Annotated in this window: 17 protein-coding genes; 10 read left to right on the forward strand and 7 right to left on the reverse strand. The window is 69.8% G+C overall.

The window, feature by feature from the left end; all coding sequences use genetic code 11:
- Positions 1 to 294: 294 nt before the first annotated feature.
- Genes skfB through KOI47_RS15425 form a run of 4 tightly spaced genes read left to right on the forward strand, consistent with a single transcriptional unit; the run spans position 295 to position 5,848 of the window.
- The gene (gene skfB / locus KOI47_RS15410; RefSeq protein WP_216216646.1) at positions 295 to 1,659 is read left to right on the forward strand and encodes a sporulation killing factor system radical SAM maturase; all 1,365 of its coding nucleotides are present in this window, start codon (positions 295 to 297) and stop codon (positions 1,657 to 1,659) included.
- The gene (locus KOI47_RS15415) at positions 1,652 to 3,184 is read left to right on the forward strand and encodes a type II CAAX prenyl endopeptidase Rce1 family protein (protein WP_216216647.1); all 1,533 of its coding nucleotides are present in this window, start codon (positions 1,652 to 1,654) and stop codon (positions 3,182 to 3,184) included. Before skfB ends, KOI47_RS15415 begins: the two co-directional genes overlap by 8 nt.
- 2 nt (positions 3,185 to 3,186) lie before the next feature.
- Entirely contained in the window at positions 3,187 to 5,055 is a 1,869-nt protein-coding gene (locus KOI47_RS15420) for an ABC transporter ATP-binding protein (RefSeq protein WP_232376757.1), read from the forward strand.
- Between the two features lie 55 nt (positions 5,056 to 5,110).
- Positions 5,111 to 5,848 (forward strand): DUF899 family protein, encoded by a 738-nt coding sequence (locus KOI47_RS15425; protein ID WP_216216648.1) that lies wholly within the window; start codon positions 5,111 to 5,113, stop codon positions 5,846 to 5,848.
- A 14-nt stretch (positions 5,849 to 5,862) separates the two neighbouring features.
- On the opposite strand, the gene KOI47_RS15430 is transcribed toward KOI47_RS15425, so the two are convergent.
- Positions 5,863 to 7,110, reverse strand: coding sequence for an HNH endonuclease signature motif containing protein (locus KOI47_RS15430; protein WP_216216649.1), 1,248 nt, complete (start codon positions 7,108 to 7,110; stop codon positions 5,863 to 5,865).
- 139 nt (positions 7,111 to 7,249) lie between these two features.
- Between KOI47_RS15430 and KOI47_RS15435 the strand changes: the two genes are divergently transcribed.
- From KOI47_RS15435 to KOI47_RS15445, 3 genes are all read left to right on the forward strand, one after another.
- Positions 7,250 to 7,768 (forward strand): winged helix-turn-helix transcriptional regulator, encoded by a 519-nt coding sequence (locus KOI47_RS15435; RefSeq protein ID WP_216216650.1) that lies wholly within the window; start codon positions 7,250 to 7,252, stop codon positions 7,766 to 7,768.
- Positions 7,769 to 7,926: 158 nt separating this feature from the next.
- Positions 7,927 to 8,106: a hypothetical protein gene (locus KOI47_RS15440; protein ID WP_216216651.1), complete on the forward strand. Its 180-nt coding sequence runs from the start codon at positions 7,927 to 7,929 to the stop codon at positions 8,104 to 8,106.
- Positions 8,107 to 8,262: 156 nt separating this feature from the next.
- Entirely contained in the window at positions 8,263 to 10,557 is a 2,295-nt protein-coding gene (locus tag KOI47_RS15445; protein WP_216216652.1) for an ATP-binding protein, read from the forward strand.
- Between the two features lie 3 nt (positions 10,558 to 10,560).
- Here the strand turns inward: KOI47_RS15445 and KOI47_RS15450 are convergent, their stop codons facing one another.
- From KOI47_RS15450 to KOI47_RS15475, 6 genes are all read right to left on the reverse strand, one after another.
- Positions 10,561 to 11,637, reverse strand: a complete 1,077-nt coding sequence (locus KOI47_RS15450; protein ID WP_216216653.1) for a toll/interleukin-1 receptor domain-containing protein — start codon at positions 11,635 to 11,637, stop codon at positions 10,561 to 10,563.
- 5 nt (positions 11,638 to 11,642) lie between these two features.
- Positions 11,643 to 13,307, reverse strand: coding sequence for a hypothetical protein (locus KOI47_RS15455; protein ID WP_216216654.1), 1,665 nt, complete (start codon positions 13,305 to 13,307; stop codon positions 11,643 to 11,645).
- Between the two features lie 271 nt (positions 13,308 to 13,578).
- Positions 13,579 to 15,441 (reverse strand): OmpL47-type beta-barrel domain-containing protein, encoded by a 1,863-nt coding sequence (locus tag KOI47_RS15460; protein WP_216216655.1) that lies wholly within the window; start codon positions 15,439 to 15,441, stop codon positions 13,579 to 13,581.
- 37 nt (positions 15,442 to 15,478) lie between these two features.
- Complete coding sequence (locus KOI47_RS15465) at positions 15,479 to 19,498, reverse strand: ThuA domain-containing protein (protein WP_216216656.1); 4,020 nt, start codon at positions 19,496 to 19,498, stop codon at positions 15,479 to 15,481.
- Positions 19,499 to 19,527: 29 nt separating this feature from the next.
- Positions 19,528 to 20,547, reverse strand: a complete 1,020-nt coding sequence (locus KOI47_RS15470) for a multicopper oxidase domain-containing protein (protein ID WP_232376758.1) — start codon at positions 20,545 to 20,547, stop codon at positions 19,528 to 19,530.
- A gap of 297 nt (positions 20,548 to 20,844) precedes the next feature.
- Positions 20,845 to 21,825, reverse strand: a complete 981-nt coding sequence (locus KOI47_RS15475; protein WP_216216657.1) for a GlxA family transcriptional regulator — start codon at positions 21,823 to 21,825, stop codon at positions 20,845 to 20,847.
- A 52-nt stretch (positions 21,826 to 21,877) separates the two neighbouring features.
- Between KOI47_RS15475 and KOI47_RS15480 the strand changes: the two genes are divergently transcribed.
- From KOI47_RS15480 to KOI47_RS15490, 3 genes are read left to right on the forward strand one after another with little or no spacing between them, the layout of a single operon-like run.
- Complete coding sequence (locus tag KOI47_RS15480) at positions 21,878 to 22,285, forward strand: cupin domain-containing protein (RefSeq protein ID WP_216216658.1); 408 nt, start codon at positions 21,878 to 21,880, stop codon at positions 22,283 to 22,285.
- Positions 22,285 to 22,995, forward strand: a complete 711-nt coding sequence (locus tag KOI47_RS15485) for an RraA family protein (protein WP_216216659.1) — start codon at positions 22,285 to 22,287, stop codon at positions 22,993 to 22,995. Before KOI47_RS15480 ends, KOI47_RS15485 begins: the two co-directional genes overlap by 1 nt.
- On the forward strand, positions 22,992 to 23,174 hold the full coding sequence (locus tag KOI47_RS15490; protein ID WP_216216660.1) for a hypothetical protein: 183 nt from the start codon (positions 22,992 to 22,994) through the stop codon (positions 23,172 to 23,174). The genes KOI47_RS15485 and KOI47_RS15490 overlap by 4 nt, the downstream gene beginning before the upstream one ends.

Here is a 23,174-nt window from a genome sequence, read left to right on the forward strand (position 1 = left end):
CGACAGGTAAAAAATCTGTCGGTTGATGGTTCAACATAAGTAAGGGAGGTGAATGACGTGAGCCGGAGCAGCACTTTGGCGCAGGCGGCGGCTCAGCCGTCGACCATGCCGATGGTGAAAACGATTGGCTGCATCTTCTGCTGGAGCCGACACTACCGGCCGTTCGTGCGTGCCTGTGGCAGGCCGAACCCGGTCCTGGTCGCAGCCTGACCGGATGACCCGTCAACAACTCGTCTGCTGGGCGGTGCACCGCCCAGCAGACGGCCCATGACAAGGAAACGGGGCGTGGTACTCATGTCAGCCACTGTGGCCGGGCAGCGGCCACCCGAACTGGACGGCGAGCACACCGAGCACGGTGCGGTGCGGCCGGACAACTGGGGAATTCACCTGCAACCAAACGGCGGAATCTTCGTCGATCGCACCAGCCTCTACTACGTGCGAATGAGCGGGCTCGCGTTGGAGCTTGCCCTGCAATTGGCCCGTATCGGCACCGTCGCCGACCTGGCCCGGTTACGTAGCCGGCTCGACCGGGAACCGCTCGAGGACACCCGGCGCTATCTGGATGCGCTATTGAGTAGCCATCCGGTCACGGAAAGCTGGCGAACCGGCGCGCTGGCAGGCGGAATCCGCGTGACCGGTTCGACCGAGGCGTACCTTCCGTTGAATGCGTCGCTGCAGTTGACCAATGGATGTAACCTGCGCTGTTCCTTCTGTTACGCCAGTTCGGGCGACCCTTTTGCTTCCGAATGTTCCGCGGATGATTGGACCGGTGTGCTGGAACGGCTGGCCACCGCGGGTGTCGCGGCGGTGACCCTGACCGGTGGCGAACCGACCATCGTCCCCGAGTTCCCGCGGATACTGGCCACGGCGAGCGCGTTGATCGACAACGTGGACATCTTCACCAACGGCCTGGCCTGGTCCGAGGCCGCGGTGGACTTCGCGGCCGCGCTGGGCAACGTGCGGATCCAGGTCAGCGTGGACGGCCGTGCCGAACACCACGATCTGTTGCGCGGCAAGGCAGGCTCGTACCGGCGGGCGCTCGGTACCATCCGCAGGCTGACCGATGCCGGGGTCACGGTGTTCGTGGCGATGACCGTCACCCCGGCCAACTATGCCGATGTCGGCGTGGTGATCGAGCAGGTGGCCGAGGCGGGGGCGCGGCTGTTCCGGGCCGGGCGCACGGTCCCGGTCGGCCGCGGGGACGCCGCCGAGTTCGTGCTGAGCAGGCCGCAGGTGGACGCGGTGACCGAGCAGTTCGTCCAGGTGCGCGGCAGGGGCATGGACATCGAGGTGGCAGGCTGGGATCAGTGCGCCGATCCGGACCAGGAGTTCGCCGCCACCGGGCTGGCGGTGGAGTTCCTGACCCCCGGCTACCTGAGCTGGCATATCCGGGCCGACGGCCTGGTGACCCCGTGTCAGGTCGAGGAGACCCCGTTCGGGGACATCCGGACGGACTCCCTGGTCCGGATCGGTGACCCACGGCGGCTCGCCACGCTCCGCACAGAGGTGGTGGGCTGCGCATGCGTGCGCAACATCCGGTTGGACGAGACGGCGGATCTGCCGTTCGGGCTCCGTCCAGGGCCTGCGGCCGCGGAGTGCGCCGGAGTCTGCGCCGGGGCCACGCGATCGGGTGCGGGACAGGGGTGTGGCTGTGGTTGAGCTGATCGCGCTCGGGCTGAGTGCCCCGTTGCTGGTGTGGTTGTTCCTGCGCTACCGGGCCTGCGCATACCCCGCGGTGGCCCCGCGCGGGCTACCGGGCAGGCAGGAGGCCTTGCGGCAGGCACGGCACGCGGTGCTGCGGCTGTGCGGGGTCGACGTACGGGACTGGCGGGCGTTCGCCACGCTGTGGTTCGACGACGAGACCGTGGAGAAGCTGCACCAGATCGGCGCGGTGGAACGCCAGCGTGGGTTCCTGCACGACTGGGGCCTGCGTGGCTCGTGGCGGGTGCGGTTCGTCAGCAACGACGCCGGCGCACGCGGCAGCATCATGGTCGGGCTCTCCGCCCGCGGGGCGGTGCTGCTGTTCGACATCGACGGCCCGGTTCGGCAGCTCGTCACCCATGGGGCCGCCGCGAAGTCCGCCCCCGGCTCCGCGCCGGGTGGCGGGGAACTGCTGGCCAGCCTCGACGGCGCGGACGGTGCACTGTGGACCACGACGAGGCCGAGCGGGCACGGCGAGCTCGACCTCGGCGAAGGGACCGTCGAGTACCTGCACCGCTTCCGCGCCGCCACCGGGGAGGTACGGATCGACCTGAGCGTGGAGACCGTCGGCGATGTGACGCTCCGGGTGGACTCGGTGGTCGACGTGGTCGCGCAGGATGTGCGGGCGGTGGAGCGGGCCGAGCAGCGCGAGGCGCTGGCCAGTGTGGGCGGCCTGCTCGGGGCGGTGCTCGCCCTGGTCACCGGGGTGGCCATCCTGGCCTTCGCAGGCGGGCGGGCCGAGCCGTACCTGGTGCTCGCGCTGGCCTGCCCGGTGCTGCTGGCGGTGCTGGCCAACGAGCGGGCTGCGCTGCAGAACTCGGCGGTGAACGCCTACGACGGCAGGCTGTCGTGGTCGACGTTCCGCACGGTGAACGTGCTGATGTCGGTCGTCACGGCGATCGTGTCCACGGCGGTGGTGGTGATCGCCTCGCTGGCCGGTGTGGTGGTCGCGGACCGGATCGGCCTTGGGCTGCTGGACGAGCCGGGCAGCCAGCTGCTGTGGGGCAGCTGGATCGGCTTGGTGTGGCTGGGTTTCGGGGCCGCAGGCTACGCGCTGCTGCGCAGGGCCGGGGTGGCCAAGGTGTCCGCGGCGCCGGACCGGAGCGCGCTGCGGCACGCCGGGGTGGGCGTCGGTGGCCTGCTTGGCGTCACGGTGCAGAGCGCGGTCAGCGAGGAAGTGGTGTTCCGGCTGCTGGGCGTGGCGGTGCTGGTGTGGCTGACCGACAACACACTGGTGGCCGCGGTGGGCACCGCGGTGCTGTGGGCGGCCATGCACAGCGGTTCGGCCGTCACCCCGCGTTGGCTCCGGATGGGTGAACTTCTCCTGGTGGGGGCCGTACTGGGTGTAGTGATGGTGGAACTCGGGTTGCTCGCGGCATTACTGGCCCATGCGGTCTTCAACGGGGTCTCGCTGGTCGCACCACTGCTGGCGCGGGACCGTGCGGCACCGGTGCCGCGGGGTCACGGGGTGGCGGTGACCTGACCATGGCGACGACCGCGGAACGCGAGGTGACCATGATCGGTGCTCGGGGCAGGGCAGGCGGGCGCGCCGGGGAGCAGGAGATCGACTGGTCCGCAGGGCCCCCGGGGCTCGGCGCCGAGGACGGGCCCCGGGCCCGGCTGCGGGACCTGTGGCACTACCTGCGTTCGCAGCGTGGGCCACTGCTGGTCGCGCTGGTACTGGGGCTGGTGGCGGCGGTCCTCTCCCTGGTGCAACCGCTGCTGGTGATGCAGGTGATCAACGACATCGGCGGGGATATCACCTGGTTGGTGCTCGTGCTGGTCGCGGTGTTCCTGACCGAGGCAGTGATCGGTGGGGTGCAGAGCTTCCTGCTGCAACGCTCCGGCGAGGCCATGGTGTTCGGGGTGCGCAGGCGGCTGATCGGCCACCTGCTGTACCTGCCGGTCCGCGAGCACGACCGGCTGCGTTCCGGGGATCTGCTTTCCAGGGCCGGTACGGACACCACGCTGCTGCGTGAGGTGGTGTCCTCCGGGGTGGTGGAGGCCGTCACCGGCGTTGTGGCCCTGGTCGGGTCGGTGGCCCTGATGGTGTGGCTGGACTGGTTGATGTTCCTGCTGGTGCTGCTGACCGTGCTGGTGGCGCTGCTGCTGGTCGGCGCGGCCCTGCTGGGCATCCGGCACGCGTCCGAACATGCCCAGGACCGGGTGGGCGCGATGACCGCGGACCTGGACCGGGCGCTCGGCGCCTTCCGGACCGTGCTGGCCAGCCGCGCCCAGCAGCGCGAGGTGGACCGGATCAGTGGACGTGCCGAGGAGGCGTACCGGGCCGGGGTGCGTGCGGCCAGGCTGGACGCGCTGGTGGGTCCGACGATGATGCTGGCCGCCGATGGGTCGTTCCTGCTGGTGCTTGGCATCGGCGGGGCCAGGGTGGCGAATGGTTCGATGGACCTCGCCGAGCTGGTGGCGTTCCTGCTGTACCTGATGATGCTGGTGATGCCGCTGATCATGATCCTGCAGGCGGCCACCACCGTGCAGCGCGGGCTCGGTGCGCTGCAGCGGATCCAGGACACGCTGGCCCTGGACACCGAGCCACACCCCGAATCGTGCCCGGAATCGCACCCCGAGCCTGCGGCAGGGGCGGCGCGGGACGATGCGGTCGCGGCCGAGCTGCGGCTGGACGGGGTCTCATTCGGCTACACGGCGGAACGACCGGTGCTGCACGAGGTCTCGTTCGCGGTGCCAGCGCATGCACGGGCCGCGCTGGTCGGTCCGTCCGGGGCGGGCAAGTCCACCATTTTCGCGCTGCTGGAACGTTTCTACGCACCAACTGGGGGCACGATCCGGCTGGGTGGGCGTGACATCGGCACCATGGCACTGGGCGACCTACGCGGCCGGATCGGGTACGTGCAACAGGAGGCACCGATCCTGTGGGGCTCGCTGCGCTCGAACCTCTGCTATGCCGCGCCGGAGGCGACCGAGGACGAGATCGCCGACGCGCTGCGGATGACCAACCTGACCGCGCTGGTCGACCGGTTGCCGGACGGCCTGGACAGCGAGGTCGGTGACCGGGGAGTGCTGCTGTCCGGCGGGGAACGGCAGCGGGTGGCGATCGCCCGCGCGTTGCTGTGCCGCCCGGCACTGCTCCTGCTGGACGAGCCGACCGCCCAGCTGGACGCGGCGAACGAGGAGGCGCTGGCCGCGACCGTGCGGCGAGTGACGCGGCGCTGCACCGTGCTGGTGATCGCGCATCGGATCTCCACGGTCCGGGACGCCGATCTGATCGTGGTGCTGGACGAGGGGCGCGTGGTCGGTACCGGCAGGCACGAGGAGCTGGCGCAGTCGAGCCCGCTGTACCAACGTTTCGCCGGGCAACTGGTGCCTCCGATGACCTGATCGATGATCGGCCGAAGGGTTGTGCCGCGCTGTCCGGCTGGGTTAGACATCTCCCATGACGGAGACACCAGCCGGTGACCGGCCCCTTCCGCAGATCGCCGATCGGCAGACCTGGCAGGCGAAGATCGACGAGCTCCGGGTCAGGGAGAAGGCCCACACCCGGGCCGGGGATGCGCTGGCCGCCGAACGCCGCCGGCTGCCGATGGTCGAGGTCGATCCGCGGACTCCGCTTATCGGAGCCGATGGCCCGGTGCCGTTGGTCGACGTTTTCGACGGCCGGTCCCAGCTGGTCGCCTACTTCCAGATGTGGCACACCGGAAGGCCCGCCGCGGAGCAGTGCGAGGGCTGCACCTTCTCCACCGCCCATATCAACGAGCTGTCCTACCTGCACTCGCGGGACGTCAGCTACGCAACCTTCTGTCAGGGACCGTACGAGGAGAGTTCGCGCTATCGTGACTTCATGGGCTGGACGGTGCCCTGGTACTCGGTGCCGCAGGAATCCGTGGACCGGTTGGTCGCGGACCGCCATTTCGGCATCCTGGTCAGCTATCTCCGTGACGGTGACCAGGTCTACGAGACCTACTGGACCACCGGCCGCGGCAACGAGGTGATGGCACCGTCGTACGGACTGCTGGATCTGACCGTCTACGGCCGGCAGGAGACCTGGGAGGACTCGCCGGAAGGCTGGCCGCAGCATTGGGGTTCCAAAGGCGGCCAGTTTCAGCTGGACGGCCGCCCGACCTCCCAGTGGTCCCGGATCAAGGCCGGGCACAACGACGACCTCGGCACGTAGCCGATGACATGCACTCATTCCGCACCTCCTTGTCGGTGGAGGAGGTTGCGTCTGGGTCTTCGCTCCGGGTCCAGAAACGCGGGTGGGATGAACTCGGGTAGTCCGTTGCGCATTCTGACTTGCCAGTCGGTGTGGTGGATGAGGTTGTGGTGGTACCAGCACAGCAGGGTGAGGTTGTGCAGGGCGGTGGGTCCCCCGTTGGCCCAGAACACGACATGATGCGCGTCACATTGCTTGGGTTTTCTCCGGCATCCCGGGAAAGCGCATCCGCGATCCCGCAAAATCAAAGCCCTGCGGATGGCCAGCGGCACCGCGCGTGTGCGTTGTCCGATGTCGAGGGTCTCGCCTCGCCCGCCCAGGACGGCGGGCACGAGGTAGGAGTCGCAGGCCATGCGGCGGATTTGTGCGGCGGAGTAGGACTCCTGCCCGTGCAGGAGTCCGTATCCGGTGCCGTGTTTGAGGTCGTCGAGGGTGATGGTGACCATGACGGTGAAGGGTTCGCCGGCCTCGGTGGGTCCTTCTTCGGGGCATCCGGCTGCCACGCGCAGCACGTCGGCGAACGCGTCCCCCTGGCGTTGGAACTTGCTGCGCCGGTCCGGTTCGTCTTTGGTGCTGGAGGGTTTCGCTCTCGGTTCGATCAGCCCGGTCAGTACCGCGGCGGTTTCGGCGTCCAGCTCGAAGCTGCCCCGTAACCGCCCACCCCGGGTTTCGCGCCAGTCCAGGTAGCGTTCCGGGCGGGCCAGCTCCTCTTCGGTGGGTGGATTCCCGTCTTGGTCCAGGCGGGCCAGAATCTCTTTACCCAGCGCGGACACGGTGTGGGGTTCGTACTCCCGCGCGGCCTTGGTCAACAGGGCCTCGGCATGCTCCCGGTCCGGCAGGCTGACCGGCTGCGGGAACCGCGCTACCGTCGCCCGGATGGTCTCGATGTGCTCCGGCCCGATTACGCCCTCGGCCGCGGCGGCGCCCACCTCGGGGAGGTCGGGTTCCAGGGGTATCCCACCCGGGCCGTAGCGCCGCACCACCGCCCGCGCATGGGCCACCCGTTGGCGGGCGTCAGACGGGTTGACCCGCAGTATCTCCCGGGTCAACGTCGGCAGGTCCCGATACCCCTTCCGGCTCGCGGTGCCGCGGCCGTCCAACTCGGCCAGGACCGCCAGCTCCCGGGCGTACAGAGCTCGCCGCTGCTGTTCGAGGTCGCCCAGCGCGGTCAGGAGTTCCTCCTCGCTCATGCGGGAGGTGTCGATGCCGAAGGTCCTGGTCACAACCCCAGACTACCGCGACTTCGCTCATATGTTCGATACACGATCGAGTGAGGGTCGGGTTGCCGGGCAACCGGCAACGTGCCTGGTCACGAGCTACCGGCTGAGTCGTTAGAATGCGCTCGGTTCGGAGGTGAGTGTGGTGCGCAAGGACATGCGATCGGGCTGCCCGGTCAATCTGTCCCTGGAGATCCTGGGTGATCGCTGGACGTTGCTGGTGCTGCGCGACATCATCTTCACCGGCGCCCGGCGGTTCCGCGAGCTGCTGGATGGCCCCGAGCGCATTTCATCGAACATCCTCGCCGACCGGCTCGGCACCCTGGTCGAGTGCGGCCTGCTCACCAGGGCCGGTGACCCCTCGCACAAGCAGAAGATCACCTACAGCCTCACCGAGCAGGCGATCCAGCTCGTGCCCGTCTTCGTCCAACTGAGCGCCTGGGGCGTCCGGCACCTACCGGTGGCTGAGGAGTACGCCGCCAGGGCGCGGGTGCTCGCGGACGGCGGCCCGTCGCTGTGGGAGGAGTTCATGGACGAACTCCGCGAGCTGCACCTGGGTTCGCACGCCCGCCGGGCCCCGGCGCCAGCGGGGCCATCCGTCGCCACCCGGCTGGAGGCTGCGTACACGGCCGCGCTCGACCCCGGCGAGGTCAGCCCGCAGTGACCGCGCGATCCCTGTTTCCTGCCTCGGCTGGAAACGGGAAACGCATTGTTCGGTCAATCGTGGCCGGTCATCCTTTGGTCAAGGAAAAGTTTCAGGTAATGATTTTCGACCAAACCGGCTCGCGGTGACTCGTCGACCGGACAGGAAGGTAGTTTCCCATGAAGGTGCTGGTCTCCATTTCCTCGATGGTCCGGATCGCGTTCTGGCTGATGCTGATCGCCGTCGTGTTCGGTGCGGTGCTGGCGAGCGGATCACCACGGGCGGCCGAAGGGGCTGGTCCGGCCTGGTCAGGCCGGGTGCCCTCGGTCGCAACCGGTTCCGCGTCCGGCACCGGCTGACCGCACTCGCTCGACCGAGGGGGAGGTGCGGGGCGGCCGGCCGGAAACCCCGGCCGGCCGCCCCATCCGTTGACCGCTTTTCCGCCACCTGTGGGGTACCCGCCGCGATGCGTCGCCAGCCATACTTGGGCGTGACGTGTGGGGGAGTGGCTTCGGATGAGCGGGACGAGCGGGCGGCGGGACACTTTCGGCGCCGAGCTACGCAGGTTGCGGCTCGCCGCGGGTCTCTCGCTGAGCGCCCTCGCAGAGCGGGTGCACTACAGCAAGGGTTACCTGAGCAAGGTGGAAACCGGCGCCACCGCGCCGAACATGTCGCTTGCGCTGCTGTGCGACGCCGAGTTCGGTACCGCCGGAGCGCTGGCCGAACTCGTACCCGCCAGCACGCGGCGGCAGCAGGTACCACGGCCGCCCGCGCCGTCGCTGCCCGCGCCCCCTCCGGTCACCGCGCACTTCACCGGCCGGGAACGGGAGTTCGAGGAGATCCGGACGGTGCTGCTGGACGACACCCCGGCCGCGCCGCCGGTCTGCGTGCTCAGCGGGATGGCCGGGGTGGGCAAGACCACCCTGGCCGCACGGATCGCGCATCGGCTGGAGGCCAGGTTCAGCGACGGCTGCCTGTTCCTGGACCTGCGCGGTCATACCCCGGACGCCACCGAGGTGAGCGCCGCGGAAGCACTCGACCGCTGTCTGCGCGCCCTCGGTATGCCGGGGGAGGAGATCCCCCGTGACACCGATGATCGCGCCGGTGTCTACCGGAACCGGTTGCGTGGCAGGCGTTTCCTCATCGTGCTGGACAACGTGCGCAGTGCGCGGCAGGTGCTGCCGCTGCTGCCGGCCGAGCCGAACTGCCGGGTGCTGGTCACCAGCCGGAACCGGTTGCACGCTTTGGACGACGCGCACCACGTCCTGCTGGACACCATGCCAGAGGCGGATGCGGCGGCGCTGTTCCGGCGCATCGCGGGCACGGCCCTGCCACCGGCAGGCGCGGACCAGCACACCGACCGGCTGCTGACCCGGATCGGGGACCGGTGCGGCAGGCTGCCCCTTGCGGTGCGGATCGCCGCCGCCCGGTACCGCGGCCACGCCGGCTGGACCCCGGACGAGCTGGTCACCCGGCTGGCCGACGAGCAGGCCAGGCTGGACCTGCTGGACGATGGGGAGCGCAGCGTCACCGCGGCCTTCCGCCTGTCCTACCACGACCTGCCCGAGCAGCAGCGGCATATGTTCACCGTGCTGGCCCTGCATCCGGGCCAGGACATCGACCTGCGCGCCGCCTGCGCCCTTGCCGACACCGACCTGCCCGCGGCCGAGCGCGCGCTCATCGGGCTGCAGGACGCCAACCTGCTCATCCAGCGGGCGCCGCGGCGATACCAGTTCCACGACCTGCTTCGCGCCTTCGCCACGCACGGTGCGGTGGACGCGGTGCCGCAGGCGGGACGGCGGGCCGCGGTCAGCAGGCTGATCGACTTCGCGCTCGCCGGGGCGGAGCGTGCCTCCATCCTGCTGGCTCCGCACCGCAGCAGGCCCGCGTTGCACCTCGGCCGCCTGCCCCTGGAACCCACGCCACTGCCGGATATCGACGCCGCACTGGCCTGGTTCACCGCGGAATGGCCCAACCTCGTCGCGCTCTGCCGGCTGGCCGCCGAGCAGGGACCGCGGCAGCGGTGCTGGCAGCTGGCGTTCAGCCTGCGGGACTTCTTCTTCCTGACCAAGCTGCGGCAGCCCTGGATCGAGACGCACGCCCTCGCCGTGGCCGCGGCGAAGGAGGCAGGGGACACCCGTGCCCGCGCGGGCAGCCTGAACAATCTCGGCGTCCCGTACCTCGAGCTCGGGGACCTCGACTCGGCTGCGGCCTGCTACCAGGAGGCCCTCGGGCTGTTCCACGAACTCGGCGATGGGCTGGGCATCAGCAGCGCACTGGCCAATCACGCCTGGGTGACACATCACCGCGGCGAGCACCAGGCCGCCGTGCGGGACCTGCGCCACGCGCTGGAGTTCTACGAGCGGCAGGGACTGCCGCGCAACGCGGCCATCACGTTGCGCGGTATCGCCTTGATCGAGGCCGAGTCCGGCGCCCTCGACGACGCCGTGCCGCATGCCCTCGCCGCCCTGCGGTCCTGCCAGGAGCTCGGGCTCGACCTGGACGCCGCGATGACGCTCAACTGCCTCGGCCTCGCCTACTACCGATCCGGGCGGTGGGACCAGGCGGCGCGGGCCTACCAGCAGGCTCGCACGCTGGGTGCGGGTGTGGGGAGCCTGCATGAGACGGCCCGCGCGGAGACCGGCCTCGGCAACCTCGCCGCCGCGCGCGGCGACCGGGCCGCGGCGCAGTGGCACTGGGCCAGGGCCGGGGAACACTACCCCGAGCTGAGCACGCTCCGGGTGGCCGAGGCGCGGGACCGGCTCGCCGAGCAGGCCCGCACCTCCTCAGCCGGGGCAGGCCAACCCTGACAGCTACCTGCGGGACTCCAGCCTGCGGATCATCTGGTGCCAGATCCGCTCGAGCAGCTCCTCCGTGGCCAGGGTCAGCTCGCCCGGCTCGCCCCCGAGCAGTGACCGGTCGGACAGCAGCACCGCGACCGTGCCGTCCCGTTCGCCACGGCAGGGGCGGGCGGTGGCGTCCACCGCGGCCTCGTTGCCAGGCTGGTGCCGGTCGAGGCCGAACAGCAGGGTGCCGTCCTCCTGCTCGGTTCGGTCGATGTCCAGCGCGTACACGGTGCGGCCGTGCCGGGTCACCCTGGCCACCACCGCGGTTTCGGACCGCTCGACCGACTCCGCCAGGCCGACCCGCCGCAGCCGGGGCAGTTCCCTCGCCAGCAGGCTGCCGAGGCGGTCCAGCAGCAACGCCGACTGCTGCCGGGCGTCCGGCTCGAGGGGCCGCAAGTCCGGCAGCGGCAGGTCGGCCAGCCCTGGCGAGATGATCTCGCTGATCTCCCTTGGCGGGTGGTGCGCGCTGCCCGTGCTGCTCCGCACCTTCCGCCAGAGTTGCGTGGCGAGTTGCTCCGGGGTGTGGTCCTCGGCCCGCAACACGCCGGTGTGCGGATGCAGCCGGTGCGCGGGCACCAGTGGGCTGCCGATCAGCACCGGCAGGATGTAGCCGCCCCCGCGCTCCATGCCCGTCCACATCGCGGCCTCGAACTCGTCGGAGGGCACCTGCTTGGCGAAGTACTCCGCGGAGATGAACGGCACGAAGTACCGGGTGCGCCTGCCGTAGACCAGGCGTTGCGCGGCCACGAAGTTGCGGCCCCACCATTCGTTGGTCTTGTCCCGGTCGTAGAAGACACGCATGCCGAGCCGGTCGCAGGCGAGCTTCGTGCGCTCCACATAGCTGCGGTGCTCGCCCGCGAAGGAGAACGCGAGGTCGTATTCGATCTCCCCGTCGTCCCGCCCGGTCTCCGGCCGGTGGGGCAGTGGCCCTGGTGGTTCCGGGTCGCCGTGGCCGATCGAGTTTCCGCGCACCACATTGCGGTCCCCGATGGCCGAGTTGTTCACCGGCCCGTAGCTGGTGTGTCCCGAATTCCTCCGCGGCACCGGACTCACCCCTTCCGGATCCGGTTGCCGGAAACCCGGTTGTTGCTGCCGACCGCGGAATTGTGCACATCTCCCGCGATGTAGGTGTTGTTCGCGACCACTTCCTGGGCCTGCCGCATGAACTCCACCACCGAGAGGTCGCGCTCCTCGAGGAACATCCCCACTGCCCGGAACAGCCGCCTGCGCAGCAGCCGCAGGTAGCGTTCGACATCGGCGAGCTGGAAGTAGTTGAGCACGTCCGTGCTCGCGGCGAGCTCGCGGAGGCTGCAACTGGCGCCGTACTTGGCGGGCAGCATCATCCCCGGGGTGTCGGGCAGCGGTTGGATGCTGGTGCACAGGCCGCCCAGCCTGCCGATCAGCGCCGCGGGTAGTTGCACCGCGCCCAGCAGGGAGGCCTGGATCGGCCTTCCCGGCCCGGCGGGCAGCTGGTCCACCGTACGGTAACCCTCCCGCACCGGCAGCAGCACGCACGGAGTCCACTCCAGATAGAGCGTGCGCTCGTTCATCCCGAGATGGAGGTACACGGACACGGTGATGTCCCGGTTCCACGCCTCCACCTCGAACACCCGGTAGTAGCGCAGCCATTCCAGCGGCGCCTCGGCGAGTTCGGCCATCCTGCGCGGCGGCAGCACCTGGTTCGGCGGCTGGTCGAGGCTCGCCAGCACCTCCCGTGCCGCGGGATCGCCAAGGTTGGCCAGCAGCTCCTCGGCAGGCGCGATCACCTCCGCCCGCTCGGTGAGCCCGCTCAGCCGGTCGCTCGGTGCCAGCGAGGGCGAGTGCCGCAGGGTGCGCAGCTCCGCCGAGATGGCGTCGTACAGCTCACTCAGGGCGAAGCCGCGGGGCAGCGGCAGCTCCCCGGCGCGCGCCTGGCCGTTGGTCCCCGCGGCGTGCTCCTCGCTGTCCTCAGCGGGCTCCAGCATCACCGTCATGGAGAACGGCCGGTGCCGGATGCCCGCCCCGACGAACGGTTCGTATCCGCGGTATGCCACCAGGTTCGCGTTCCGGTCCGCCTCGGCCACCCGCCGCAGGTCGGCGGTGTAGCGTTCCCGCCCCAGCCGCCGGACCAGGCGCTCGCCCGGCCAGCGATCGACCGCTGGCGCCGGGGTGAACGAGCCCCGCCGGAAGCTCTTGGTCAGCAGGCACCACAGCACGAACTCCTCGGCCGCCACCACGGCGATGGCGGCAAGGCCGAGGACCACCTCGGCCGGTCCCAGGGTGAGTGCGGGCAGCGCGGTACCGGTGGCGAGGAGTTCCGCCAGTGCGGTGGGCAGGAAGCCCAGGGCCAGTAAGGCGGCGCCGAGCCAGATCCAGGGCAGGTAGCGCCTGGCCGTGGCGTGTTCGCGTGCCAGTACCGGCCAGCGCACCACCAGGGCGGTAACCAGCCACAGCAGGGCCAGCACGATGTTGCTGATCGCGAAGGCGAGCAGGATCGCCAGCAGGGTCCAGTCCCGGATCTGCCTGCGCGCCCTGGCGGCCACGGCTTCCCGCAGTACGGCGCCCGCGTTGACCGCCGTGGACGGCGGGATGACCCGCAGCGATTCGGTGAGGAACTCCCGGATGGCGTTGTCGCAGAAATTCTGATCTTGATGTGCCGCGGCGCAGAGGTATCGGGTCGCCTCGTCGCGCGATTGCGTGATTTCCGGACGGGACGATTGTTCGGTTGTGGTCATGATCTCCTCGGTCGGATTGCTCGTCGATTCGTGCTTGCTTCGCGCGAAACGAGGGATCATAGGCCGGTGTCGATGATCGTCGAGTCCAGCCGGTCAATCGTTATGCGAACCGATGCCCAGTCGGGCCCGGAACGCGGACATCGTCCAGAAAATGTCCAGAAATAGTCCAATAACAAATGATTTGCCCACGGGGTGAATCACCAACCCCGCACAGCGGACGGCCCCGGGTCGCGCGCGGTGCGCGCGACCCGGGGCCGTGGCCGGAACAGGCTCAGGCGGCGATGCCGGAGCGCTTGGCGGCCTTCATGATGCGCCGCTTCTCCTGGCCGGAGATCACCCCTTCCCGCTTGAGTTCCTTGGTGACCTGCCGGACGTGCTTGACGAACTGCTTGTGCCCTGCGTACTGACCGCCCTCGTCGATCAGGTCGTTGATGGTGCAGCCGGAGTCGTTCTCGGTGTTCGGCACCGTGGTGTCATGGCCCGCGATGATCACCGTGTCCCGCACGTCCGAGCCGGGGCAGGCGTCGGTGGCCGAGGCCACCACCGTGAAGGTGAGCTTGCCGTCCACCGAGCGGTTACCCGCCTGGTCGGTGGCGTGGTACAGCACCGTGTGCGCACCGGGGCCGGTGACCTCGAAGGGCTCGCCGTAGGCGGTGTAGGAACCGCCGTCCAGGGAGTAGCGCAGGAAGCGCACCCCGGACCCCTGGTCACTGGCGGAAAGGCTCACCGTGGCGGTATCGACATAGTTCCACTGGGCGTCCTGCGGGCCGACGACCTGTGCGGTGACCTCCGGCGGGGTGGTGTCACCAGGGTCGGCCTCGGCCACGGTGAAGGTCACCGACCCGATATCGGAGAGGTTCCCCGCGTTGTCGGTTGCCCGGTAGCGCACGGTGTGCGCACCGGGCTCGGTGACCTCGAACGGCTCGTCATACGGGCCGAAGGAACCGTCGTCCACCGCGTACTGCACCGATTCCACCCCGGAGCCGGCATCGCTCGCCGCAAGGGTCACCGTGGCCGCACCGACGTAGTTGCCGTCGCCGTCCTTGTCCCCGGTGACCTCGGCGGTGACCTCCGGCGGGGTGGTGTCGCCAGGGTCGGCCTCCACGATGGTGACGATGACCGAACCCTCCTCGGAGGTGTTGCCGGAGTTGTCGGTCGCCCGGTAGACGACGGTGTGGTCCCCGTTGCCCTGGACGGTGATCGGCTCGGTGTAGGCCTGGAACCCGGCCTCGTCGAGGTCGTACTCGATGCCCTTGACCCCGGATCCGGTGTCCTGCGCGTCAAGCGTGACGGTGGCGGAGCCGATGTAGTTGCCGTCGTCGTCCTGGTCGCCGGTGACCTCGGCGGTGACCTCCGGCGGGGTGGTGTCCCCTGGATCCGGCTCGACGACCCGGAAGGGCACCGAACCGGGCTCGGAGGTGTTGCCGGCCATGTCCGTGCCGCGGTACTGCACCGTGTGGTCACCGGGTTCGTCGATCCGCACCGGCCCGGTGTACGGCTGGAACCCGGTGTCGTCCACCTCGTACTCGACACTGTCCACCCCGGATCCGGTGTCCTGCGCGTCCAGGGTGACGGTGGCGGAGCCGATGTAGTTGCCGTCGTCGTCCTGGTCGCCGGTGACCTCGGCGGTGACCTCCGGCGGGGTGGTGTCCTCGCCGCCACCGTCCTCGGTCACCACCAGCACGCCCGCCATCTGCCCGTGCCCGGGGATGGCGCAGTAGAACCGGTACTTTCCGGGGGTCAGCGTCACCTCGGCCTCATGCCGCCCGCCCTTGGCGTCGTTCGGGCCCGCCAGGATGTTCAGGTCCACATCCTGGTTATACTCCGGCGAGGACGTGTCGAAGGTCAGCGTATGGGTCATGCCGGTGGTGTTCCCGGTTGCCGCGCTGTTCTCGAACACGATGGTCGCCGGACCCGCCGTGGCCGTGGTGGTGACCGAGGCGTATTCGGTGATGCTGTCGTCCGCGGTCCAGGTCAGCACCTGCTCCTGGGCGGTGCCGGGGGAGTCCGGTGCCGGCGCCGCGGACACCGGCACCAGCCACAGTGCCAGCAAGCTCGTGCCGAGCCCGGCCGCGGTCAGCGCGCGGGCCGGTCTCGGGCGGCCCCGGAAGGCCGCGAGTAGCCGTTGGATCATCAGAATTCTCCACTCCTCGTGGTGCGGGTGCCCGTACCTACAGCTCCCGCACCCGGATGTTGCGGAACTCGACCAGGTCGCTGTTGCCGTGGTTCTGCAGGCCGATGTAGCCGTTGACGAACTGGCGCAGGTCGCTCGCCGGGTCACCGTCCCGGATGGACTGCTTGCCGGGGGTGTTGTCGAACTCGTTGATCACCACACCGTTGCGGATGATCGTGTAGTGCTGCCCGACGACCCTGATCTCGTAGTCGTTCCACTCGCCCTTCGGGGTCACCCCGGCGCGGCCGTAGTAGACCTGGTCGAAGTTGTAGACCGAACCGGTCTTCTGCGGCTCACCGGAAGCCCCGTCGTAGATCTGGATCTCGTGCCCGCAGTAGATCCCCACCCAGGCCTGCGAGTCCCGCGCGGAGCCACGGGTGCCGCAGCTGCTGGCCGGTCGCTGGTCCAGCGGGGTACGCGGATCGGGGAACCGGACGAACACCCCGCTGTTGGCCCGATGCTGCTCCGGCGCGATGTCCTTGAACTGCAACTTCAGCGAGAAGTCCTGGAACGGCTCCGCCGAGTACCAGAGCATGCCGAGGCCGCCGGAACTGCGGATGGAGCCGTCCGGCCGCAACTCGAAGTTCCCGCTCGGGGCCTGCTGCCACCCGTCGAGGGAGCGCGCGGTCCCGTCGAAGATGGCCTCGTACCCGGAGTCGCCCTCCTTGCCGATGTCGGACTGCCGCGCGGCCGTGACCAGCGTCGAGCGCTCCTGCCTGGTGAGCACGCCGTCCCGCTGCAGCTGCCGGGTCACGGACCCGACGTGCCGCACGAAGGACCGGTGGTCCGGCCAGCTGCTCTCGTCGTCGATCAGGTCGTCCACCGTGCAGGCGCCTGCCGCCTGGTGGTTGCGCACGGCGGTGTCGGTGTCCCGGAAGTGCACGTAGCGGTTGGAGTCCGGCACCGCGCAGTCCACCGTCACCTCGGTACTGGTGGTCACCTGCTCGCCGTCGGCGTAGGTCACCGTCAGCGTCGCGGTGTAGGTGCCCACCCCGGCGTAGGTGTGCCGGGGGTTGGCCTCGGTGGAGGTGCTGCCGTCACCGAAGTCCCACTGGTAGGAAACGCCGCCGGAGCGGGAGCCGTTGAATGCCATGGTCAGCGGCTTGTTCTGCACGGCGGTGGCCGAGACCGACGGCGCCGGGGTGGCAGGTCCGCCCTGGTAGGTGACCCGGATCAGCTTCTGGTTGTCGTCGAGGCTGAAGAAGCCACCCGCGTAGTCCAGCAGGTACAGTGCGCCGTCCGGGCCGAACTTGGCATCCATCCAGCTCTGTAGCTCGTTGTCACCGGTGCCTGCCCGGACGATGTGCCGCAGGCTCTCGGCGAAGGCGGGCGGCTGCTGCTGCGGAACGCCTTCCGGATTCACGGTCACCGCGACCCGGTTGTTGGGGTTGGACTGGTCGCCGATGAACCACTTGTTGTCCCAGTACTCCGGCCACGCGACCCCGCTGTCCACGTTCACCCGCGAGCGGTGGTATGTCGGTCCGTCCATCACGGCCTGGCCGCCGCCCTTGAGGTAGGGCTGGGTGTAGCTGACGTCCTCCTCGTCGTAGGTCGGCACGCCGCTGCCGTCACCGCGGTCAGGGAACACCGGGCCACCGCCGCCGGGGGAGTACCAGATCATGTTGTCCCGCGCGGGCGGGATGTCCACCAGGCCGGTGTTGCGCGGCGAGGTGTTCTTGAGGTTGTCGCAGTCATACCAGCCGGTCAGCACGCTGGCGTCGGTGTTGCTGCGGTCGCGGTAGGGCTGCCGGTTACCCATGCAGTACGGCCAGCCCTGGTTGCCTGCCGAGGTGATGATCGTGGCCGTCTCGTACTTCGCGGGCCCGAGTTCGGGGCTCGGCGAGAACGCGTCCGGCCCGACCCAGGCCGCGGTCAGCCAGTCGTTCTTCTTGTCGTAGTGGAGCCGGGAGATGTTGCGCACGCCCATCACGTAGATCTCCGGGCGGGTCTTGTCCCCTGGATCCTCGGCCTCGGGGAACAGGTTCCCCTCGGGGATGGTGTAGGAACCGTCGTCCTCGGGATGGATTCGCAGGATCTTGCCGTTCAGGTCGTTGGTGTTACCCGAGGTGCGGCGGGCGTCCTGGAAGGAGAGGCCCTTGTAGTCCTTGGTCCAGTTGTTGCCCGAGTAGCCCTCCGAACCCTGGGAGGAGTTGTTGTCCCCGGACCCGATGTAGAGGTTGCCCTCGTTGTCGAAGGCCATGCCACCGCCGGCGTGGCAGCAGCTGTGGATCTGGGCGTCCCACTGCAGCAGGTCCTTGCGGGTGTTCTTGTCGATGGACTGCGCGGCGGCGTCGTAGGTGAACCGGGAGATGGTCCGCTTGCCGATCCGGTTCTCCTTGTCGATGGAGGCATGCGGCATCCAGTAGGCGTAGATCCACCCGTTCTCGGCGAAGTCCGGGTCCAGGGTGATCCCCACCAGGCCCTCCTCGTTCTTCACCAGCTCGCCGCCACTGCCGCGGTTGCCCATCACCTCGAGCGTGGTGAGCAGCTTGACCTGCTTGGTCTCCGGGTCCCACTGGTGGATGGTTCCGCAGCCGAGGCCCACGTTCGGATCCTCCCAGCTGGGGATGGGCCCGGAGGCGCAGGCGGCCTTGCCGATGTAGAACACCGTGCCGTCCTCGGCGATGGTCAGGCCGTGCGGCTCGCCGATCTGGTCGAGCTGGCCTTCCTTGTTCTCCGCGGTGAGCCGCTCGATCCGGTAGTTCGACCCGATGGTGGCCTGGCAGTCGCCACGCACCATGCCGGTGGTCCACTGGATGGCGCCGAGCAGATGGCTGCGGAACCGCTCCTCGGAGTAGCTGTCGGCGGTGCCGCCCATCCCGGTGTAGAAGGAGCGGCCACCGTCGTAGTCCCGGCACCAGGAGATCGGATGGAAGGCGCCGTTCGCGCCCTCACCCGGGTCGTAGGTGTGTTCCTGAACCTGTGCGACCGTGTGTACCTCGCCGATCGGGTTCGGGCTCCAGTTGAGCCACTTGTCCGTGCGGGTCCAGGTCAGCGGAAGCCCCTCGTTCGCGGGGTGCTGCCGGTCGACCACGCTGACCGTGGCCTCCTGCGGCTGTGCCTCCGGCGGCGGCTCGGTCTGCCCGTCCCCGCTGAACAGTTGCAGTTCGGCCAGCTGGGTCGCGGACTCGCCGCTGTTGGCCGTGATGTCCAGCCGGTAGTGCTGGTAGGTCTCGGTGTTGCCGAGGCTGTACTCCTTGGTCTGGAACCGGTCGGGGAAGTCCTGGTCGGTGCGGGTGTCAAGGTTGGTCCAGTTCTGCCCGTCGGTGGAGCCCTGCAACGTCCAGTTCTTCGGGTCCCTGCCCGCGAAGTCGTTGGCCGAGGTGAGCGCGTAGCCGTTCACCGCGGCGGCCTCGGCAAGGCGCAGGGTGATGGTCGCGGCCGAGTCGAAGGCAAGCCACTTGGTGTCGGTGTCGCCATCGACCAGCTTGCTCGCCACCTCGTTCGGCGGGTTCTCACCGCTGGCGGTGACCTCGGCGACCTCCTCGGGGTCCGGGAGGCTGCCGACCGGGCGGCTGCCGATCAGGCCGGTGAACCATTCCGAGCGTTCCTGCGCCCGCGCGGCGTCCCGCACGCCGAGGAACCCGCCGCCGCCCTGGACGTAACGCTGTAGCGCGGCCTCCTGCGTCGCGTCCAAAGTGGTCTCCTTCGCGGAGAGGAAGACCACACCCCGGTACTGCCGCAGGTTCCGCCGGTTGAAGTCGGCGGGATCGGTGGATTCGTCCACGGTGAAGCCGCCTGCCGCGCCCAGTTCCCGCACGGCCTCGGTGGCCCGCTCGACCGGGTCGGCCTGCTCGGCCGCCGCACCGTGGAAGACCAGTACCTTCACCTCGGAGTCCGCCGCATCGGGTTGCGCCGGGCCGCCCGGGGTGTCCGGTCGTCCCGGCTGGCTCGATGCGGGTGTGGTGGCCAACCCGAGCGCCAGCGTCGCGGTCGTGGCCAGCACCAGCGCGCGCCGCCACGGGGCCCGGTGTCCCGGGTGGCGGCGAGGTGGCCGGAACAGCCCTCTTCGTGCCATGCTTGCTCCTTCTCCTCGTCCGATGTGGACTAATGGTCGTTTCCGTGCCCGCGGTAGCGGTCGATGGCCTCTTGCGCGCCGGGCGGCATGCTGCCGTCCTCGTTACGCACCAGGAAGATGCCCGCCATCCCTTGATCGGAGTGGAACTGCACGTGGCAGTGGTACATCCAGGCGCCGGGGCCGACTCCCTCGCCCGCGATCAGCTGGAAACCGTAGGAGCTGCCGGGGTTGAGGTCCTTGTTGTCGATCGAGGGGGTGGGATCGTCCGGTCCGCTGAGCATGCCGGTGCGGTTGTCCACCCAGCGGTGCGCGTGGATGTGGAAGGTGTGGAACTGGTCGCCGTGCCCGATCGCGATGAACTCGACCCGCTCGCCGAGCCGTGCCTCGAACATCGGGGCGTGTGGGGCCATCTTGTTGTTGATGGTCATATCGTTGAACACCACGGTGTACTGCCGGTCGGGCAGCACATCGCCCTCGCGCCGGACGATCAGGGCGCCGTACAGCCCCTTGCGCAGGCCTTCGGTGCCGTGCGGGGTGCCCATGGCGTGGTCGTGGTAGTGCCAGTAGCCCGCGTTGCCCGGCATCCAGGTGCCGCCCTTGGCCTGGTATGGGGCGCGGGTGCGCCAGGTGTAGAAGCGCCGCTCACCGGGCCGGTTGAAGGAGTCGTTCATCGGGGATCCGTCGGAGTCGACGCTGTAGTCCACCCCGTGCGGGTGGATGGACAGCTGCCGGTCGGTGTTGTTGATCAGCTCGATGTCCAGGGTGTCCCCTTCCCAGATCTCCAGGATGGGGCCCGGCACGGTGGCTCCGCCGGGGGTGAGGCCGTAGCCGATCAGGCCGCCGGGCAGTTCCTCGGCGTACATCGTGATCCGGCGCAGCGCGCCGCCGGAGGATTTCCCGCGTGGCTTGGCGGTCGCCGCGGGTGCGGCCGTGCCGACGACGGCGGGCGCGACGACCGGAGCCACCGCACCCATCGCCGCCGATGTGAGCATCGTGCGGCGCGAGAAGTTCCTGCCGGACAAGCCTTCCTGAGCGTGGTGGTCAGTCATGGTTCTCCATTCGGGATTCCCCAGGGCCTGCGCGCGGACAGGGAGCGCCGCCGTACCCTCTGCGCCGGTCTCACGACATACGCCCCAGTCCACTTCGCCCTCAGTGCTTGGCGGAACGTGCGCGGCCGCACCGGACGCGCGTTCCTCCGCTCGCCACCACAGGTCCGGGCCGCTCCCGGACGCTCTGTCGGTGCCGAGGATTTGCGGTTGGGACGTTAATCACTTCTGGTGGCGGCGTAAACATCTAAGGTCGACATGTGCCAACTTCTGTCTTGTCAATGCAGAAGTGGCTAATCCTTATGGAGTAGCGGATGCGCCCGTCCGGCCGAAGCGCTTCCGGTAGTCCGCCGGGGAGAGCCCGGTGTGCCTGCGCAGCTGCGCGCGCAGGTTGGCGGTGCTGCCGAAGCCGCTCGCGCCGGCGATCCGGTCCAGCTGGAGGTCGCCGCGTTCGAGCAGCCGGCAGGCCAGCGCGACGCGCTCGGTGGTGAGCCAGGCCAGCGGGGTGGTGCCCAGCTCGGCACGGAACCGCCGGTGCAGGGTGGCCGGGCTGGTGGCCGCCCGCGCCGCCAGGTCGGCGACGGTGAGCGGGCGGTCCAGCCGCTCCTGTGCCCAGGCCAGCACCGGAGCGAGCGAGGTGTCCGCTACGGCGGGCACCGGGCGCTCCACGAACTGGCGCTGCCCGCCGTCGCGGCGGCCGGTGAAGATCAGCCGCCTGCTGACCGCGTTGGTGACCTCCGCCCCGTGGTCGCGCTGGATCAGGTGCAGGCCCAGATCCAGCGCCGCGGCGCTACCCGCCGCGGTGAGCACCCGGCCGTCGTCCACGAACAGCACATCGGGTTCCAGCCGGACCCGTGGATAGCGGTGCGCGAACTCCGCCGCCCACCGCCAGTGTGTTGTCGCCCGCCGCCCGTCCAGCACCCCGGCCTCGGCGAGGGTGAAGGCGCCGGTGCAGAAACTCACCAGCCGCGCGCCGCGCCCGGCGGCGCGGGCGATCACGGCCAGCACCGCGGGCGCGGCGGGATGGAGCGGATCCGGCCGGTTGGGCACGATCAGCGTGTCCGCCGCATCCGCGGCGTCCAGGCCCGCGACCTCGGAGAGCGTGAACATACCGAGGTGCATCCGGACGTTCGGCGCCGCGGCGCAGAGCGTGAACTCGTACCAGGGCCGGTTCAGCTCGGGACGGCGCAGTCCGAACAGCTCGGTGGCCACACCCAGTTCGAAGGGGTTGGAGCCCTCGTCGACGAGCACCGCGACCCGATGCGAGAAATCTTGCGACATATGCGATTCCTAGCACTGGTGGCCGGCAGGGGGCCAGCCGCAGGATGAACGTATGAGCAGTCAACCCATCGACCTCGCGACGGCCCTTGCCGGCTTCGACGCGATCTGGAGCCCGCGCATCGTCGCGCGGATCAACGACTACGAGGTCCGGCTCGCCCGGTTCTCCGGCGAGCATGTCTGGCATGCGCACGAGCACACCGACGAGTTCTTCCTCGTGCTGGACGGCGAGATCGACATCGCGCTGCGCGAGGAGGGCGGCGAACGGGTGGTCACCCTGCCCCGCGGCTCGGCGTTCGTGGTGCCCCGCGGGGTGTTCCACAAGCCGTCCGCGCGGGCCGAGGCCGCGGTGCTGCTGGTGGAACCGGCGGGCACGCTGTCGGTGGGCGACCGCCACGAGGAGGTTCCCCGGCATGTCGAGGTCACCACCGGGCACCCGGTACGGAACGGCGGGCAGCCCTGATGAAGCAGGTGGAACTCGCGCCGAGGTTCGCCGCCCTCGGCACCGCCCACCTGGCGGATGCCTGCCTGCGTGCCGGGATCCGGGTGCGGTGCGCGCCGGCGCCGCTGCACCCCGTGGTACCCGCCGGCGGCCGGGTGGCCGGCCGGGTGGCGCCCGCCCGGCATGCCGGGAGCGTGGACGTGTTCCTGGAAGCCATCGAGCAGGCCGCGGCCGGTGATGTGCTGGTGGTGGACAACGGAGGGCGTACCGACGAGAGCTGTGTGGGCGATCTGGTCGTGCTGGAGGCCAAGGCCGCGGGTCTGGCCGGGGTGGTGATCTGGGGGTTGCATCGTGATACCGCGGACATCCGGGCGATCGGGCTGCCGGTTTTCAGCGCGGGCAGCCTGCCGACCGGGCCGTTGCGGCTGGACGAGCGCGCCGCGGACGCGCTGGAGTCGGCAAGCGTGGGGCAGTGGCGGGTGGACCGGATGGACCTGGTGGTGGCCGACGAGGACGGGGCGCTGTTCCTGCCGACCGCCGAGGCGGCCGGGATCTGCTCGCTGGCGGAGATGGTCCGGGACACCGAGCGCGGCCAGGCCGAGCGGATCCGGGCCGGGGTCTCGCTGCGCGAGCAGGTGCGGTTCGGCGATTTCCTCGCCCGGCGCGAGCGGGAGCCATCCTGGACCTTCCGGGATCACCTGCGGGCCGTGGGCGGGGCGATCGAGGAATGACGACCGGGATCCGGCCGGACTTCCTGCGTGCCGCGCGCTCGGCCGCGACTCTGCTGCGCGCCCGCGTGATGGAACTCGCGGGGCGTTCCGACGACCTGGCGGTCAGCGTGGAAGTGGTGCGTGCCCTCAGCAGGGCCGAACTGTCCCTGTCACCATCTCCGCCTGCGGGCGCCCCGTAA

It is taken from the genome of Amycolatopsis aidingensis, from assembly GCF_018885265.1.
Taxonomy (GTDB): Bacteria; Actinomycetota; Actinomycetes; order Mycobacteriales; family Pseudonocardiaceae; genus Amycolatopsis; species Amycolatopsis aidingensis.

What these genes read in the sequence shown, in the direction of transcription:
- skfB (WP_216216646.1), top strand. Translation starts at nt 295, where the DNA reads ATGTCAGCCACTGTGGCCGGGCAGCGGCCACCCGAACTGGACGGCGAG.
- KOI47_RS15420 (WP_232376757.1), top strand. Translation starts at nt 3,187, where the DNA reads ATGGCGACGACCGCGGAACGCGAGGTGACCATGATCGGTGCTCGGGGC.
- KOI47_RS15425 (WP_216216648.1), top strand. Translation starts at nt 5,111, where the DNA reads ATGACGGAGACACCAGCCGGTGACCGGCCCCTTCCGCAGATCGCCGAT.
- KOI47_RS15440 (WP_216216651.1), top strand. Translation starts at nt 7,927, where the DNA reads ATGAAGGTGCTGGTCTCCATTTCCTCGATGGTCCGGATCGCGTTCTGG.
- KOI47_RS15445 (WP_216216652.1), top strand. Translation starts at nt 8,263, where the DNA reads ATGAGCGGGACGAGCGGGCGGCGGGACACTTTCGGCGCCGAGCTACGC.
- KOI47_RS15455 (WP_216216654.1), bottom strand. Translation starts at nt 13,307, where the DNA reads ATGACCACAACCGAACAATCGTCCCGTCCGGAAATCACGCAATCGCGC.
- KOI47_RS15460 (WP_216216655.1), bottom strand. Translation starts at nt 15,441, where the DNA reads ATGATCCAACGGCTACTCGCGGCCTTCCGGGGCCGCCCGAGACCGGCC.
- KOI47_RS15465 (WP_216216656.1), bottom strand. Translation starts at nt 19,498, where the DNA reads ATGGCACGAAGAGGGCTGTTCCGGCCACCTCGCCGCCACCCGGGACAC.
- KOI47_RS15470 (WP_232376758.1), bottom strand. Translation starts at nt 20,547, where the DNA reads ATGACTGACCACCACGCTCAGGAAGGCTTGTCCGGCAGGAACTTCTCG.
- KOI47_RS15475 (WP_216216657.1), bottom strand. Translation starts at nt 21,825, where the DNA reads ATGTCGCAAGATTTCTCGCATCGGGTCGCGGTGCTCGTCGACGAGGGC.
- KOI47_RS15480 (WP_216216658.1), top strand. Translation starts at nt 21,878, where the DNA reads ATGAGCAGTCAACCCATCGACCTCGCGACGGCCCTTGCCGGCTTCGAC.
- KOI47_RS15485 (WP_216216659.1), top strand. Translation starts at nt 22,285, where the DNA reads ATGAAGCAGGTGGAACTCGCGCCGAGGTTCGCCGCCCTCGGCACCGCC.
- KOI47_RS15490 (WP_216216660.1), top strand. Translation starts at nt 22,992, where the DNA reads ATGACGACCGGGATCCGGCCGGACTTCCTGCGTGCCGCGCGCTCGGCC.